14 protein-coding genes are annotated in these 17,082 nt (G+C 42.8%); 8 read left to right on the top strand and 6 right to left on the bottom strand.

Annotation, left to right across the window (positions count from 1 at the left end; translation table 11 throughout):
• The first annotated feature begins 55 nt into the window (after positions 1–55).
• The 5 genes from LOZ91_RS02845 to LOZ91_RS02825 all read left to right on the top strand — a co-directional run bounded on the left by LOZ91_RS02845 (position 56) and on the right by LOZ91_RS02825 (position 6,374).
• Complete coding sequence (locus LOZ91_RS02845) at positions 56–808, top strand: electron transfer flavoprotein subunit beta/FixA family protein (protein ID WP_005097655.1); 753 nt, start codon at positions 56–58, stop codon at positions 806–808.
• Between the two features lie 18 nt (positions 809–826).
• The gene (locus tag LOZ91_RS02840; RefSeq protein ID WP_005169982.1) at positions 827–1,759 is read left to right on the top strand and encodes an FAD-binding protein; all 933 of its coding nucleotides are present in this window, start codon (positions 827–829) and stop codon (positions 1,757–1,759) included.
• A 153-nt stretch (positions 1,760–1,912) separates the two neighbouring features.
• Entirely contained in the window at positions 1,913–2,572 is a 660-nt protein-coding gene (locus tag LOZ91_RS02835; protein WP_244782631.1) for a hypothetical protein, read from the top strand.
• 320 nt (positions 2,573–2,892) lie between these two features.
• Positions 2,893–5,886, top strand: coding sequence for a DNA gyrase subunit A (gyrA, locus tag LOZ91_RS02830; protein WP_218209260.1), 2,994 nt, complete (start codon positions 2,893–2,895; stop codon positions 5,884–5,886).
• Between the two features lie 68 nt (positions 5,887–5,954).
• Positions 5,955–6,374 carry a hypothetical protein gene (locus LOZ91_RS02825; RefSeq protein ID WP_005169984.1) on the top strand — a complete coding sequence of 140 codons (420 nt, stop codon included), beginning with the start codon at positions 5,955–5,957 and terminating at the stop codon, positions 6,372–6,374.
• 33 nt (positions 6,375–6,407) lie between these two features.
• Here LOZ91_RS02825 and LOZ91_RS02820 read toward each other — a convergent pair whose 3' ends face one another.
• The 5 genes from LOZ91_RS02820 to LOZ91_RS02800 all read right to left on the bottom strand — a co-directional run bounded on the left by LOZ91_RS02820 (position 6,408) and on the right by LOZ91_RS02800 (position 12,559).
• Positions 6,408–7,508: an ABC transporter permease gene (locus LOZ91_RS02820; protein ID WP_244782630.1), complete on the bottom strand. Its 1,101-nt coding sequence runs from the start codon at positions 7,506–7,508 to the stop codon at positions 6,408–6,410.
• Positions 7,508–8,635 carry an ABC transporter permease gene (locus LOZ91_RS02815; RefSeq protein WP_244782629.1) on the bottom strand — a complete coding sequence of 376 codons (1,128 nt, stop codon included), beginning with the start codon at positions 8,633–8,635 and terminating at the stop codon, positions 7,508–7,510. The genes LOZ91_RS02820 and LOZ91_RS02815 overlap by 1 nt, the downstream gene beginning before the upstream one ends.
• Positions 8,635–9,762 carry a biotin/lipoyl-binding protein gene (locus tag LOZ91_RS02810; RefSeq protein ID WP_180075271.1) on the bottom strand — a complete coding sequence of 376 codons (1,128 nt, stop codon included), beginning with the start codon at positions 9,760–9,762 and terminating at the stop codon, positions 8,635–8,637. The genes LOZ91_RS02815 and LOZ91_RS02810 overlap by 1 nt, the downstream gene beginning before the upstream one ends.
• 11 nt (positions 9,763–9,773) lie before the next feature.
• Positions 9,774–11,240 carry a TolC family protein gene (locus tag LOZ91_RS02805; RefSeq protein ID WP_244782628.1) on the bottom strand — a complete coding sequence of 489 codons (1,467 nt, stop codon included), beginning with the start codon at positions 11,238–11,240 and terminating at the stop codon, positions 9,774–9,776.
• Positions 11,241–11,377: 137 nt separating this feature from the next.
• Positions 11,378–12,559: a type I restriction endonuclease gene (locus tag LOZ91_RS02800; RefSeq protein WP_244782627.1), complete on the bottom strand. Its 1,182-nt coding sequence runs from the start codon at positions 12,557–12,559 to the stop codon at positions 11,378–11,380.
• Between the two features lie 262 nt (positions 12,560–12,821).
• Between LOZ91_RS02800 and serC the strand changes: the two genes are divergently transcribed.
• Entirely contained in the window at positions 12,822–13,901 is a 1,080-nt protein-coding gene (gene serC / locus LOZ91_RS02795; protein ID WP_074383369.1) for a 3-phosphoserine/phosphohydroxythreonine transaminase, read from the top strand.
• 593 nt (positions 13,902–14,494) lie between these two features.
• On the opposite strand, the gene LOZ91_RS02790 is transcribed toward serC, so the two are convergent.
• The gene (locus tag LOZ91_RS02790; RefSeq protein WP_005097639.1) at positions 14,495–15,427 is read right to left on the bottom strand and encodes a hypothetical protein; all 933 of its coding nucleotides are present in this window, start codon (positions 15,425–15,427) and stop codon (positions 14,495–14,497) included.
• 239 nt (positions 15,428–15,666) lie between these two features.
• Here LOZ91_RS02790 and LOZ91_RS02785 point away from each other — a divergent pair, with 239 nt between their 5' ends.
• On the top strand, positions 15,667–16,152 hold the full coding sequence (locus LOZ91_RS02785) for a YaiI/YqxD family protein (RefSeq protein ID WP_005097638.1): 486 nt from the start codon (positions 15,667–15,669) through the stop codon (positions 16,150–16,152).
• Positions 16,153–16,164: 12 nt separating this feature from the next.
• Positions 16,165–17,079, top strand: a complete 915-nt coding sequence (locus LOZ91_RS02780; RefSeq protein ID WP_225553850.1) for an EamA family transporter — start codon at positions 16,165–16,167, stop codon at positions 17,077–17,079.
• Positions 17,080–17,082: the final 3 nt, after the last annotated feature.

Raw genomic sequence — 17,082 nt, 5'->3', positions numbered from 1 at the left:
AGAGTTACACTAACTTTTCTCAACATTTACATTTGCTAAAACAGCCGAGGATTACATGAAGGCTCTTGTTGCTGTAAAACGTGTGGTTGATGCCAACGTTAAAGTTCGTGTTAAACCGGACAACAGTGGTGTTGACTTAACCAACGTTAAAATGTCAATTAACCCATTCTGTGAAATCGCAGTGGAAGAAGCGGTTCGTTTAAAAGAAAAAGGAACTGTTTCAGAAATCATTGTTGTTTCTATTGGTCCTAAAGAAGCGCAAGAACAGATCCGTTCTGCAATGGCGCTTGGTGCTGACCGCGGTATTCTGGTTGAAGCTGATGACAGCCAGCTCGGTGCGCTAGAAATTGCTAAAATCCTGAAAGGTGTTGTTGAAGCTGAACAACCACAATTAATCCTTCTAGGTAAGCAAGCCATTGATGACGACTCTAATCAGGTTGGTCAGATGCTTGGCGCTCTAATGGGTGCGGGCCAAGGTACATTTGCTTCTGAAGTGAAAGTAGATGGCGACAAAGTACAAGTAACACGTGAAGTAGACGGTGGTTTACAAACTGTTGAACTTGCACTTCCAGCCATTATTACCACTGACTTGCGTTTGAACGAGCCACGTTATGCAGCGCTTCCAAACATCATGAAAGCGCGTAAAAAACCGCTTGATAACAAGTCGCCTGCAGATTTTGGTGTAACGACCACAACTAAACTGAAAACAGTAAAAGTTGAATCACCTGCAGAGCGTAAAGCTGGCGTACAAGTGAAGTCTGTAGACGAGCTTGTAGAAAAATTGAAAAACGAAGCGAAAGTGATCTAATACAGAAGGATAAAAATCATGAGTATTTTAGTTATCGCTGAGCACGACAACAAAGCATTAAACGCTGCTACTTTAAACGTTGTTGCTGCGGCGCAAAAAATCGGTGGTGATATCACTGTATTGGTTGCTGGTTCTGGCGCTCAAGCAGTTGCTGATCAAGCAGCGAAAGTTACGGGTGTAAGCAAAGTCGTACTTGCTGATGATGCTGCTTATGCAAACCAGCTGGCTGAAAACGTAGCGAAACTGGTTGCTGAATTAGGTAAAGGTTATAGCCATATTCTTGCTGCTTCGACTACCACTGGTAAAAACATTTTACCACGTGCAGCTGCGCTTCTTGATGTGAGCATGATTACGGACATCATCGCAGTCGATGGTCCTAAAACATTCAAGCGTCCGATCTATGCAGGCAACGCGATTGCAACTGTAGAGTCAGGCGAAAATGTCGTACTGGCAACTGTTCGTGGTACAGCATTTGATGCTGTTGCTGCTGAAGGCGGTTCTGCCTCTGTAGAAGCTGCGACTGTTGCTGGCGATGCAGGCATTTCTAAGTTTATCAACGAAGAAATCGTAAAGTCTGAGCGTCCTGAATTAACAGCTGCTCGCATCGTGGTGTCTGGTGGTCGTGGTGTGGGTTCTGGTGAGAACTATCACGCGATCCTTGATCCATTGGCGGACAAGCTTGGTGCTGCACAAGGTGCATCACGTGCTGCAGTAGATGCTGGCTTCGTTCCTAACGATATGCAGGTTGGTCAAACCGGTAAAATCGTTGCACCTGACCTGTACATCGCTGTCGGTATTTCTGGTGCAATTCAGCATTTGGCCGGTATGAAAGAATCTAAAGTGATCGTTGCGATCAACAAAGATGAAGAAGCGCCAATCAATGCAGTGGCTGACTACTGGTTAGTTGGTGACTTGAACACTGTTATTCCTGAATTGGTTTCTAAAATCTAATTCCTGAATACAGTTTAAAACGCCTCTTAGTCTCTGTACCAAGAGGCGTTTTTTATTGGAAAATTTTTAAAGATACTCGGCAGTCGAAACTAGAGTATGTGATTTGGATGAAAAGTGATAAAATCCTGCTTTGCTTTTTCTCCTGTTTTGATCATGTCCTTTTCCAGAACCGCTCATATCCTGTTTATTAGTTTCCTGCTGATTGCGCTCTATGTGAGTATTTGTGTGCATACTGCGTTGAATGCACCGCTGTCAGTAACCCAGTATTTATTCAGTGAGTCGGGCGCTTTTGAAGTGCTTAGTCCTTGGCTATGGTACTTGCTGGCCATGCTGTGTCTGCTAAATACTGAAATTAAACTGAATACCCGGATATTTACCGCTGCTGCTGCGATATTGTTGGGCTTCAGGGAAATGGACTTTCATAAGCGACTGTTTGACGACAGCTTTATTAAAACCAATTTCTATCGCAGTGCTGAAATTCCGCTCATGGACAAGCTGCTGGGCTTTATTTTATTGCTCGGGATTATTTTTCTCTTTATGGTACTGGCAAAAAAATTGGTAAACACCATACGCAGCATGAAAGATTCTTTGAATATTGCGCATTTTTTTATCTTCCTGACCATTGCCTGTGGCGGACTGAGCAAGGTTCTGGATCGCACGACGTCAACCCTCAGGGAGGAATTCAATATTCAGCTCATACCACATACCCAGGTCATGATCATGACCATTGAGGAAGGGGTGGAGATGCTATTGCCGATTCTATTGATTGTGGCGGTGCTGACTTATCGCAAGATACTGAATCAAGCGCATTAAAAGACAGATTAAATCTAAGGAAGATGCCCATTTTGTGTGTGCATCTTTTTTTTGCACTGCTGTTTTTATGTATATTTCGGGTGCGAAAAAATATGGATGTGGTGCACTTGTTTTTGACGCTGAAATAACAGGAAAATGACCACTAAAATGAAGATAATTAACAAGGTTAAGCTGAATATTTCGACACAAAAATACAAGTGTTTATGCTATAATTTAGGGCTGTATTTTAGTTTTTAACTCAGTCGTTTGAGTTAATGATTTTGCTAGTTTTACGACATATAAATACAAGCCAAAACTGGCTTGTAGAATAAGGAGTATGCATGAGCGTATCGGAAATTAGACCGATTGCCATTGAGGATGAACTTAAAAGCTCATATCTCGATTATGCGATGAGCGTGATTGTGTCACGTGCATTGCCCGATGTACGAGATGGTTTAAAACCTGTTCATCGTCGTGTGCTTTTCGCAATGCACGAATTAGGCAATGACTATAACAAAGCTTATAAAAAGTCTGCACGTGTCGTCGGTGACGTGATCGGTAAATATCACCCGCATGGTGACTCTGCTGTATACGAAACCATTGTACGTATGGCACAAGATTTCAGTTTGCGTTACCAGTTGGTCGATGGTCAGGGTAACTTTGGTTCGGTCGATGGCGACAGCGCAGCAGCGATGCGTTATACCGAAGTGCGTATGCGTAAACTGACCCACGAACTCTTGGCGGATCTTGAAAAAGATACCGTCGAGTGGGAAGACAACTACGATGGCTCTGAGCGTATTCCTCAGGTGATGCCCACCCGTGTACCGAACTTACTGGTTAATGGTGTAACCGGTATTGCAGTGGGTATGGCGACCAATATGGCGCCGCATAACATGACTGAAGTTGTGAATGCGTGTCTGGCCTATGCCAATGATCCCCAGATCAGCATCGAAGGGTTGATGGAACACATTTCTGGTCCGGACTTCCCGACAGGCGGTATTATTTACGGTAAATCGGGCATCGTAGATGCCTACCGTACCGGTAAAGGCCGTTTACACATCCGTGGCAAGTATCACTTCGAAGAAGATCCAAAGAATGGCCGTACCACGATCGTGTTTACGGAAATTCCATATCAGGTCAATAAAGCAAAAACCATTGAGCGTATTGCTGAACTGGTTAAAGAGAAAAAACTGGAAGGTATTTCCGAGCTGCGTGACGAGTCGGATAAAGACGGTATGCGTATCGCGATTGACTTGAAACGTGGCGAAAACGCCGAAGTGATCGTGAACAACCTGTTCCAGAACACGCAACTTGAAAACTCTTTCAGCATCAACATGGTCTGCCTGGACAATGGCCAGCCTAAACTGATGAACCTGAAAGATATTATTGCAGCGTTTATCCGTCACCGTCAGGAAGTGGTAACGCGTCGTACCATGTTCGAATTACGCAAAGCGCGTGAACGTGGTCATATCTTGGAAGGTTTAACCGTTGCTCTGGCGAATATTGATGCCATCATCGAAACCATCAAAAGTTCTGCAAACCCGGCTGAAGCGCGTGAGCGTTTGCAGGCAGGTGAGTGGGCAGGTGGCGGTGTATTGGCATTGCTAGAAAAAGCTGGCTCAGTTTCTGTACGTCCGGATGAGATTGAAGGTGAAGACCCAAGTCGTCCGTTTGGTCTGGATGGCGATATTTATCGTCTGTCACCAACCCAAGTCAATGCGATTATGGAACTGCGTCTGCATCGTTTAACCGGTCTTGAACAAGACAAGTTACATGCTGAATATAGCGAAATTCTGGCGCAAATTGCTGAACTGACTGCAATTTTAAATGATTTTAATCTGTTGATGAACGTGATTCGTGAAGAGCTTGCGTTAATTCTTCAGCAATATGGCGATGCACGTAAAACGTCGATTGTTGAATCACGTATCGATTTCTCTCGTGAAGATCTGATTCCTGAAGAGCAAATGGTGCTGACGGTTTCAAAAACAGGCTATGCGAAAACTCAACCATTGTCTGATTACGCCGCACAGCGTCGTGGTGGCCGTGGCAAGTCTGCGACCAGCATGAAAGAAGACGATTACATTCAACATCTGATTGTGACGTCAAGTCATGCGACGGTACTTTGCTTTACCAACGTTGGTAAAGTCTATCGTCTGAAAGTGTATGAAGTGCCACAAGCATCACGTGGTGCCAAAGGTCGCCCAATGGTGAACTTGTTGCCATTAGACGAAAACGAGACCATTACCGCAATTTTACCGGTGATTGATGCACCGAAGAAATTCAAAGAACGTCTGGCGGACTTCAAAGCCTTCGTAAAAGCCAATGCTGCACAACTGCAAAGCAATGAAGTGATTAATGGTCACTTTACGGCACTTGAAGCGGCACTTGCTGAATCTGAAGAGGGTGCGGATGATATTTCTGATGCACTTCGTGTTCAATTGAAAGAGCTAGGTTTAGAACTTTCAACGACCGATCTTGATGATGACATCATCAATGATTTTGCACAGCAGGCTGAAGCGGTTCGTAAAAACTTCTATGTGTTTATGGCGACTGAATACGGTACGATTAAACGTGTAGAACTTGAACAGTTCTCGAATGTGCGTTCAAACGGTTTACGTGCGATTGAACTGAATGGCGATGACACTTTAATTGGTGTTGCGATTACTGACGGCGAACAGCAAATCATGTTGTTCTCGAACGAAGGTAAAGCCATTCGCTTTGCAGAAACTGATGTACGTTCAATGGGTCGTTCAGCCAAAGGTGTGCGCGGTATGCGCGTGACCATCGGTGCAGCAGCCTTGCTGGAAGAAAGCGAAGAAACTGAGATCGAGTCTGATGATGAAGATGCTGCAGATTCAGCATTGATCAGCCGGATTGTATCTTTAGTTGTTGTCCCTGAAACTGGCGAAGTATTGTGTGCTTCTGAAAATGGTTATGGTAAACGTACCCCGGTGGATGACTTCCCGACCAAGAAACGTGGCGGTAAGGGTGTGATTGCACTCAAGACCTCAGAACGTAATGGTCAGTTAGTCGGTGCAGTAGCGATTGATGCATCTAAAGAGCTGATGTTAATTTCCGATGGCGGTACTTTGGTTCGTACCCGTGCCTCTGAAGTGGCTCAAACCGGTCGTAATGCACAAGGTGTTCGTCTGATCCGTCTCGGTAATGAAGAGTTACTGGTTGGTGTGGTTTCAGTTGAAGCTGTTGAAGAAGATGAGTTTGTTGAAGCGATTGAAGGTGAAGAATCTTTAGTAGCAGAAACAGATGTAGCAACTGAAACAGATGCAGTAGCTGAACATGTTGAAAAAGATGGTGAAAACTCAGTAGAAGAATAAGTGTTCTATTGATAAAAAGGGCGCTTCGGCGTCCTTTTTTATAAATCTTGACTGAATGAAGGTAAGCGATGAAAACCCAATCAATGTTGTTAGCGGCAGCAGTTGCATTAAGTGGCTGTAACTCAATGGACAATATCCCAAACCCAAGTCCTGAGCAGGAACAGGCAGCACAGCTGGCCTATGAGGATTTGCGTGATGGGAAGTATGACGAGTTTCTGGATCAGCTAGAGCCGCAATTGCAAACACAGTTTAAGGACAACGAAAAGCTGATGAAACGCTTTTCACGTTCAATTCCGAAAGGTGAATATAAGTCTAAAACTTTAATGACCAAGCAGATTGAAGAAGCAACCAACCAGCCTGGCCAATATAAGATCAGCTATGAAATTGCCTATCCAAATAATCTGGTGCAGTATGATGTCAGTTTCGACCAGCCGAATGGTAGCAACAAGATTCGTAATTTTAATATTCAGGTCTTTGGCGAATCTTAATCCATAAGTTGATGGCAGCATAAATCCAATGCTTTATCTGCTTTGACTCACTTGAATCAAACGTCGATAAGCCAAGAAAAAACATAAACTGCCTATCAGCCCCAGATATATCAGTTTAGGCAAAATCAGTGCGGTCGGTACACCCATCTGATTCAGTTGAATAAACATCTGCACCATTTGGGTAGAAGGCAGTATCTCAGCGATCACTTGCATCCAGATGGGCATAGCTGCATGTGGCCAGGCAGCACCGGATAAAAAAAATAGAGGGATAGAAGTAAAAACAATTACATGTCCAGCGCGTTCCGGCATATCCAGAAAACTGGCAAATAGGCAGGTGATTCCAATCACAGTATAAACGAAAACCGGCACAGCTAGCAGCATGCCGAATAGGTTACCCCCTCGCGGATAATCAAATAACCAAAAGGTAAATCCAAATAAATAAAAACAACCCAGACAGCCAATGCTCAATATCGCTAAACATAGCCCAATCAACGCATTTGAGTTTAACTGCACTTTTCTTTCGCGGTACATCAGAATCAGCATATTCAAACCTAAAAAAATGGTCTGATGAATGATGAGAGGGGCGACCGCAGGAAAGACATAACTGCCATAGCCGGAGAGCGGATTAAACAATGGAATCTGATGCACTGATAGGGCAGGAGAAAAATCTGAAACCTGGCCAAAACGTTCAGCATAGTCTGCCAAGGTCTGCTCAAGAGAGGTCGCTAAACCGATCCCCATCTGTTTGGTGACTAAAAAATTGGCAGCACTTAAGTACAGTCCTATTCCACCCGTTTCACCATGCCTTAACGTTTGCGATAAATTGTCCGGTAGCAGCAAAATCCCATCCGCTTGTTGCGATTCAACCCATGTTTTGGCTTCGGCGAAATTGCTGGTAATCGCCTTGATTTCAACATTCGGGCTTTGATGGACTTGGCCAATAATCCGCGTGCTCAAGTGACTTTGTTCTGCATCAACAATAATAATTGGTAAGGCTTCGGCTTGCTGTGCCTGATAAGCAAAGGGATAAAAGAAGCTATAAAACAAGACCGATAAAATCAGTGTGGTAAAGATAGCGCCGTGGCTGGCAATATCTTTAAAGCTGCGCAGATAATAAAACCAAAGGGATTTCATCAGGCTGCTCCTTTGGCTATTTTCTTGAGAAAAATATAGGCTAGCAGTGCGTACACCACCACATAGGCCAGCAAGATCCATACAGCTTGCAGTGAGATCTGCACTGGACTGCCAATCATCCATTGTTCAGTTTGTAATTTGGCATAAGGAGTAAAGGGGATAATATTGGCCCAAAACTGGGTGAATAGGGGTGCATTATTTAAGGGTAAAGTCACCCCGGCAAAGCTCAATGATGACCCACCATATACAGCAATCAAGCCGAAAGATTTACTTAAATCTTGGGTGGCCAGCACCACCGCAGCGCTTAAAAATGCATAGGCGCTATACAGCAGCAATTGTGCCAATAAAATCAGACCAAGCGAACCGGCAACAAACCAGCCGCGAATTTCAATCATCCAAAACATCCACGCCCAAGTCCATAGACTAAAAATAGCCACATAGACCAGATTTTTAGACACTAAAGCCATCCAAATGGATGAGTTGCTAATCCAGCTTGTTAAGGTCTGCCGCTTCAGTTCCTGACCGACGGAAAATGCCACACAACAACACAGCAGTAAATGCAGAACTGCGAGAATGACATAAGGTTCTAGATATAACTCATAATTCAATTGCGGATTATACAAAGGTGAGATTTTGATCTGTGGTGTCGGTGCTTGGATATAGGGCAGTCGATTCACCAGATAGTGCTGTTCAGTAAACTCAGCTAGGGCTTGTAAGGTACTCACCAGCATGGCTGAAGAAATTGTATTGCCGATACTGAAATAACTCTGGTTAAAGGCAATGCTAATTTCTGCATCCTGAGCACGAACAAAACGTTGTTCGGCACCATTTGGAATATGGATATAACCCCAAATTTTATTTTCATTCAGTAGGTGTTCAACTTCAGCGACTTGCTGGGATACCGTTTCAATTTTAAGGGTATGATTGAGCGAGACATGTTGATAGATGCTTCGGCTGAGCGCACTTCGGTCTTGATCAATAATGGCAATGGGTAAATGAGTAGGCTTGCCCTGCGTAAACATGCTGCTGAATAAAATAATTACCAGAGCGGGTGCCAGCGTAACCAGGCACAGATCCCATTTTTCTCGGAGCAAATAGCGTAGTTCGCGCCATATACCCAGCCACATTAGGGTGTCTCTTTAAGTTTAAATAATACGCTCATACCGACTTTCAGTTCAGGTATGGTTTGTGTCGGTAGCAAATGCAGTTTAAAACTTCTCACATCATAGCCGCCGGTTTGGCGGGTGGTTTTAATGGTGGCAAACTCACCTTCAGCGCTAATACTTTTGATCTGAAAACTGGCTGTTTGATCCAAGGCTGGAATATAACCTTGAATGCTTTCTAATTTTTGAAATGGAGCATACTGGTCTTCGCGAATATTCAGGCTTACCCACATCTTCTCTTCAATCAGGCTGACCACGGGCACTGCGGTTGCGACCAGCTCAGATATTTTGCCATAAGTTTTAGACACCGTTCCATTGACGGGGGCCAGCAATTCGGTTTCTGCTTCTAGCGCATTGGCTTCGTTTAGAGCAGCCTGGGCAATGTCTACTTGTGCATCGGCTGAACTCTTTTGCTGCGGGGTGCTGCCACGCTTGGCACGTGCATATTGCTGATAGGCGGCCTCAGTCATTTCTAGCGCAGATTGACTGGCTGCATACAGTTCATCACGGCGCTGACGTGAAATCACACCTTCCTTAAATAGATTTTCCCCACGCTGATAAGATACTGTGGCGAGATTTTGCTGTGCTTTTAGCGATTGCCAGTTGGCATACAGACTCGCGACATTTTCTTCCTGCGAGCCACGTTCAGCTGTGGACTGTAAGGCCAAAGCCGATTGTAAGGCTGCTGTAGCTTGCTGTTTTTTGGCTGCAATTTCCGGGCTATTTAAGCGAACCAGAACATCGCCTTTTTTAACTCGCTGACCTTCTTCCACATAGATTTCTTCAATCCGGCTTGGCACTTTGGTGGCCACCTGAATCGTTTCAGCCTCGACACGACCTTGCAATTCAATCGGCGTCGGTTGATAGCTTTTCCATAATCCAAAAATAATCACGGCCAGCAGAATAGGCAGCAACGCCAGCAGTAGATATTTTTTCTTTTTGGAGATTTCAGGAGGCTGCTCATCGGTCGAGGTCGTCGCGTGATTTTCCTCTAGCGTTGCTGATTGGGTCTGTGGAGCGGGAGAGCTTTCTGTTTCGGTAGATGAAACCGCTTCATTCACAGGATCATTGGGTTTTTGATCGTCGTTCATGTTCGGCTCCATTAGCGAATATAGTGAGTATTGGTGTGTTGAATATAATTGGGAAATTCGGTAATCGAGCCATGGCTTTGTAACAGGGTGGCCAGTGACATCACATATTTATAGGCATTCAAGGCAGTTTCGGCTCGTAGCCCGCTAAGCATGTTTTGGGCATCAATGACCTGTGTTGCTGTTCCGATATCCTCTTTAAAGGACAACTCTTGAATGCGTAAATTTTCCTGCGCAGCTTTTAGATTTTGTTCCAACAAAGCATGACTTTGCTGTGCACTCAAGGCTTCGCTATAAGATTTATAAATCAGGTTTTCAATCTCTTGCTGGGTGCGTGAGGTGAGCAGTTCTGTGGCATAGCGTTTGAGCTCGGCCGCCTGAATATTTTTGTTTTTATCAATCCCTGAAAACAGGTTATAGCGTGCGGCAACACCGACAATCCAGTTTTGATTCTGATCCAAACTATATTCACCAAAAGCAAAGACATTGGGTTTTTTTGCTGCTTGCTGAGCTTTGACATTGGCTTGTGCTAATTGGGTATCTAGCTGCATTTTTTGAATCAGCGCAGAGTTTTGACTAAAGGTTTTCAGTAGTTGATTTAAAGCCTGTGGCTCGGTCTGATTGACAAATAAAGGTGTCGACAGTTCAGTGATACTGCTTTGTTGCAGCAGATTATTCAGTTGAAATAGACTGGCATTTAAATTGGTTTGCATATTTTGCTGACTGCGCTCGGCATTATTACGCGCCACTTCAAACTGCATGCGCTGGCCTTTGCTAATAAAACCTTGCTGTTCCATTTTTAAGGCATTGCGATAATGCTGTTGCATGGCATTCAGATTAAATACTGCTGCTGCATGGAGTTGCTTTTGCAGTTGCACATTAAAATAACTTTGAATCAGTTCGAAACGCTGCGTGTCTTGTTGCTGTTGATTACTGAGCTGACTGCGACCGACCTGAAGATTGGCAATCTCCTTGGCGCTATGAGTCAAACCACCGGTATAAAGCGGCATCATCATGGACACGGTAGGACGAATCACTTGATCTTCGAGTACGACCTTGGAGGTATCGGGAATTAAGCCTACACCATCATGAATCGGTTGTTGTAAACCTTCTTTTAAAGGATTGGCAATATTCGCAGCTAAATTAAACTCATCAATTTTATTATTTAAGCCATTGGTGAGAGATTGCTCCAGGTTGTTTTTAAGAGCACCCAAAGGAATATCTAATTCATTACGAAAGGCATAAGCACGCACATTCAGATCGACACGTGGTAATCCCAAACCTTTTACCGCTTCAGCTTCAAGTTTCGAGGCTTGTTCCAAGCTTTGATAGGCCTGACTGCTGTAAGAAGACTGCAATAACTGTTTTTCGGCGTCTTGAAAACTCAAAGTCTGGGCGTATAGACTCTGGCTATTCAACCATAGGCCTGACAATAATCCACACCCCAAAAATAATTTACTTTTATAGTTCGTCATATTCATGCAAGCAGATGGCCAAAGTGAAGAATAAGTTGATTTGTGTACATTATAAATCAGTGGTTTGCAGCTCAGTAAGGGGCATGGTTGTAGTATTGTTTATTTTACATCTGTCTAGCATCAAGGACGCTTGCGCGTCCTGACTAACTTAGGGCGGTTCTTTTGAAATTTTCATCATTCATGCAAAAATCTAAACAATCTTTTAAAACCCCTACGGCTCTATAAATATGCTCCGGTTTATCCAGATAAATTTGTCCATTATTTAACACTTCTAGACCCGCTCTATTTAATTCAAGTTTATGTCTCTCATCAATGGGAACAATAAATTGAACAGTAGGACGTTTTCGGTTCACATCATAGCGGAATAACCATCTATTATTTTTACTTTGATACAGAATGGAATAATAGCTCTCCGTATCTTTTCCGGTGAGTTCATGGTCTGGAAAAAGTTCATGGATAATATTTTGTAAGCTTTGTTCATCTACCGTGGTAACAATTCTTTGATTCTGAGGATATATAATGTCTTGTTGAAGATTTGAGGGAGTCGGCTCTTCTGAAACTTCATCAGTCCTTAATTCAGTTTGTTGCTCAATGGGTTGTGCTGTAATGACGGTGGGTGCAGATAAGCCTTTTAAAACCGTATCGCTAATTGCACGTTCGACTGCTTGTTTAACGAAGGGTTGAATTGATTCAAGGAATTTTGTATTGAGCTGTCTTGGAATATTGGCTTGCTGAGCAACATAACGTACAAAATCAATATCGACTTCATTAATTGATTTTTTGATTACCGCTTTAAACTGTTGGATATACTGATTCTCTTCGGCAAAAAATCGTAATTTTTCTACATGGAAATTATCATGTTTGAATTCTGCTAATTGAGTCAGTTCTTCGGCTTGATGTTTAGTGAAATCAACAACCAGAAAAGGTTTTTCATCCATAATATTTGGATTAATGAGGTCAGTAAAAAAACGCCATTCACGTCCATTGGTAATGACGCCAATGGTCACTCCCAGAGTAGAGTTAAAATATCGGGAGAGTTGTGGTGCGTGATTTGTTAAATTACTTGCATAAGATTTGGCTTCAATAAACATAACCGGTTGACCATTACAATATAGCGCGTAGTCAACGCGCTCTGTTGATTTGACACCAGGAAAATCAGCGGCAAACTCTGCCAGTACTTTCGTTGGATCATAAGGACTGAAGCCTAAAATATCCAGAAGTGGCAATATAAGTGCTTGTTTGGTGGTTTCTTCAGTTGAGCAATGCGCACCGACACGTTTAACATGCTCAATATATAATTTGAGGCGATTAATAAAGTTATCCATTTTTTCCCTACTTATAATTTTTCAGATTATTTTTTAATCATTGTGAGTTCATCATAATAGTTTTATTTTTAAACTCAAACATTTAATAAAAATAGGCATAATAAGTTTAATTAACCCTATAAATGGTCAACTTATCTTGTGAATCTACATTGATTTTTTGACTGTAATTACAGTTCGAGATTGAAATAATTTTGTGCAAGACCTTGCCAGATATGGTTAAATGCCATCATTTTATTGTGTCTCACATAGATAAGGAAAACTCATGCGCGCGTACAACTTCTGTGCTGGTCCTGCTGCATTACCGACTACCGTACTTGAAAAAGCTCAAGCTGAAATGCTTGACTGGCATGGCAAAGGTCTTTCGATCATGGAAATGAGCCACCGTAGTTCCGACTATGTGGCCGTGGCTGAAAAAGCGGAAGCAGACCTACGCAAACTCATGAATATTCCCGAGAACTACAAAGTATTGTTCTTGCAGGGTGGCGCATCCTTACAATTTTCGGCAATTCCATTGAACTTGCTGGGTAAAAATAACAAAGCGGACTATATCCATACCGGAATCTGGTCTGAAAAGGCATTGAAAGAAGCGCAACGCTATGGCGATATCAATGTCGTAGAAGCAGGTATCAAAATTGATGCTAAACACGCGATTAGTGCGCAAAGCGAATGGAAGCTGTCTGCCGATGCCGCCTATGTGCACTATGCAGACAACGAAACTATTGGTGGTCTGCAGTTTGCCTCTATTCCTGAAACAGATAAGCCCCTTGTATGTGACTATTCGTCAAGCATTTTATCTGCGCCACTTGATGTATCAAAATTTGGTGTGATCTATGCAGGTGCGCAAAAGAATATCGGCCCAGCGGGTTTAACCCTGGTGATTATTCGTGAAGATTTACTGGATCAAGCCAAAGCTGAAATTCCAAGTATCTTAAAATACTCAGATCAAGCCAAAAATGGTTCTATGGTAAATACGCCGTCGACTTATGCATGGTACTTGTCTGGTCTGGTATTTGAATGGTTGCTGGAAAATGGTGGTGTAGAAGCCATGCATAAAGTGAACCTGGAAAAAGCCAATCTGCTTTATGGTTATATCGATCAAAGCGATTTTTATGCCAATCCAATCTTCAAAGAAAATCGTTCAATCATGAATGTGCCATTTACTTTGGCCAATGCAGATCTTGAAAAACAATTCCTGAAAGAAGCAGAAGCCCAGCATTTATTGAATCTTGCGGGTCACCGTTCTGTCGGTGGTATGCGTGCCAGTATTTATAATGCAGTGCCATTAGAGGGCGTACAAGCCTTGGTGAATTTTATGGATGACTTTGCAAAACGCAATGGTTAATCCCTGAAATGTAAAAACCCAGCATAGGCTGGGTTTTTTTATGCATTCGGTTATGTCAGGGAATTTAAAAAATAAAAGTATGCAGGGTGAAGCCGCAGATCAGCATTCCCAACATGAAAAAAAGGCATGACATCATATCAATATTATAGCGAGAGCTAAGATGATGCTCGACCTGGTCTAATGTTTCTTCTTGCACGATTTTCATAGATATTTATTGTCCGATCTATTTATCGTTAATACTATTTGTTGTGAGTATTTTTATCATAAAAAATTGATTAAATAAAGTACATTCTTGATTAAAGTTCATAAATTTTCATTTTATTTAAATATCAGCTTTGGATTTGTCTGAACTTATTCGTATGCGAAATCAAAGTCTTATTTTTACAAGATTTTTAGGATTCGATTGCATGTATAAAATGAATTCATGTGAATTTAACAATGTGGATAACTCGATTTTTTAAATGATTTAAATAGGTTATTAAGCTAGAAAAAATGGGTAAAAAATAATCAAAAAAATAAAATTAAAAACAGAAAATACGGATTAAAAAAAGAAGATCCCCATCAAAAAGAAGATCTTCTTTGTTTATTTTAACTTAAGCTGATTTTCTATAAATATTGGCCTGAATCCACAGATTTCCACGAATATATTGACCAATCTGGAAATTTTTATGCTGCTCATTCCGCGTTGCAATCCGGATCAAGGTGGCTGGTTGACCTTCATCATGAATCAGCGTGACATCATACAGGGTATAGTCCTGATCCATAAACTGCATGGCAGTTTTACCGACAATATTGCCCTGAAACCAGGCTTCATCTTCCTGGCCCATGGTTTCACCATAAAGATAAGCCACCATTTTAGAGAAATCTACAGTAACAGGTGCTTTATCTTCTTCTGAGTGTGGCTGCCAGGCATCAATCTGTTCCTGCAAATTATCGGGTGCCACGCCCTGGTTGGCTGCCAAAATATCATTCAAGGCACGGTGATGCTTGATCGAAGCCGGATCATCCACCACCAGATGTTCATGGTCAGCCACTGCTTCAAGCTCATAGGCCCAAGCATTCAGATTCACCACATAGGACTGGTCTTTTTCATAATGCGGATGATTGACGCTATACAGACTATCGAAAGCATAAATAATATTGTTGGCACCCAGATTCAGACGTAATACCGCCTGAGTATTGGATTTGCAGGAAATAATTCGGTCGATGGTCGCTTTGACCTGATAAGGACTATCAAAGCAGGGGAATGCAGTTTTTACTGCTTGCGGCTTATTATTTTCTATGGCGATCACTTGGCTCAATTGCACCGCAGCTTTGCTCGGCCCCTGAATCAGCCAGGTATTTTCATCCATATCACATTCTTGTGTGCAAATGCCCATCGGCATAATAGGCGCATCAAGAGCTTTGCCTAACCACTGTGGCACATCTGTACCTGGATTCTCGGTGAGTAATGTCCAGTGTTCGACGTGACTACCGAAATTCTGATCATCAATGGTGATGATCTCTGGGCTATTCTGATTTTTCATATGCACAATTGATCTTGGATGACTTATTTATAGTTAATCGAGGGTCATTGCGATTTTTCAAGTCAATCGAATGAATTTTCAAATTAAATGCAGCCAATTTTTTTCTAGACTAAATCACAGTCGTTGCTCAAATCAAATAGATTCAAAAAAACATGAGCGACAGCAGCGATGAAAATGCAACGATTTAATCATCAACCTGATCCTCTCAATTTGCTAGAATACCCAGGATTTATACCTTAATGGGAAACCCTGTGTTGCCATTCAAACTTTGGGTCGATGCTGATGCATTACCCCGTATTTTAAGAGATGTGATTATCCGTGCGTCGGATCGCTATCAGTTGGAAGTGACTTTTGTGGCTAATCAGTCGGTGGGCATTACGCCTTCAGTCCGGATTAATTCAATTCAGGTGATGAGTGGCGCTGATGCTGCAGATAAAGAGATTATTCTGCGCATGAAAGAGCATGATATTGTCATGACCCAAGATATTCCCCTGGCGGCAGAAGTGATTGAAAAGGGCGGGATTGCCATTCATCCACGCGGTGAAGTGTATACCACGGCCAATGTCAAAGCACGTTTACATCTAAGAGACTTTATGGATAGTTTGCGTGGTGCCGGTGTACAAACGGGTGGGCCACCTCCGATTTCAGAGCGGGATAAGCGTGAATTTTCAAGCGCACTGGATCAAACCATTCAAAAACAAAAACGTAAAACATCTGCACTTTAAGAGCAATCGCGCATGCCAACACACACCAATATGGTTGTGACCTATCTTTTATTGGTTTTTATCTGGGCCACTACACCGCTAGCCATTGTCTGGAGTGTAAGCGATCTGCATCCGCTCTGGGCACTGGCACTGCGATTTTTTCTGGCATTGCCTTTTGCATTTATCTTGTTGTGGCTGTTTAAAACCCGTTTTCCTGTCGATTCTCTCTCGATGCACAGTTATCTGGCTGGAGCTTGCAGTTTTATTGGCTCGCAGATTTTTACCTATCTGGCCACGGATTATCTCAGCTCAGGCATTATTGCGCTGATGTTTGGTCTGGCACCTATTATTACCGGATTGATTGGCCGTTTCGTGTTTCAGCTCAAGCTCTATCCTTCACAGTGGTGCGGGATGGCGATAGCCCTGACTGGTTTGGCAGTGATTTGTCTCGGTGGTAAAGACCAGCACATTCAGCCAATCGGTATTGGTCTGATGCTACTGAGTGTGTTTATCTATTGTGTTTCGATGTTTTGGGTCAAAAAAGTCAATGCACCTTTACAACCGATGGCGCAAGCGACTGGTTCCATTGCAGTTTCAGCAGTCATGGCCTGTGCCATGTTGCCTTTTATCTGGCAATTTGCGCCAACCCAAATGCCTCAGGCAAAATCACTGATCGGGCTAGGATATGCCGTGGTGATGGCTTCGCTGATTGCCATGTTCTGTTATTTTAAACTGGTACAGAAAATCAGGGCGACCACCTTGTCTTTGACGACGGTATTGACTCCAATGCTTGCTTTATTCGTCGGTGTGCTTTTGAATGATGAAAGCTTGTCGGGTGAGGCCTTAATCGGTGTCGGTATTTTGTTGACGGGTTTATTGTTGTATTTTTCCAGAGAAATTAAAGCGAGCTATGCAGCTCGCCTTCCATCCAGTATTCACAATGACTAAATC

This window comes from Acinetobacter sp. F-1, assembly GCF_022869025.1.
GTDB lineage: Bacteria > Pseudomonadota > Gammaproteobacteria > Pseudomonadales > Moraxellaceae > Acinetobacter > Acinetobacter pseudolwoffii.
This window is presented reverse-complemented; position numbering and strand designations above follow the sequence as displayed.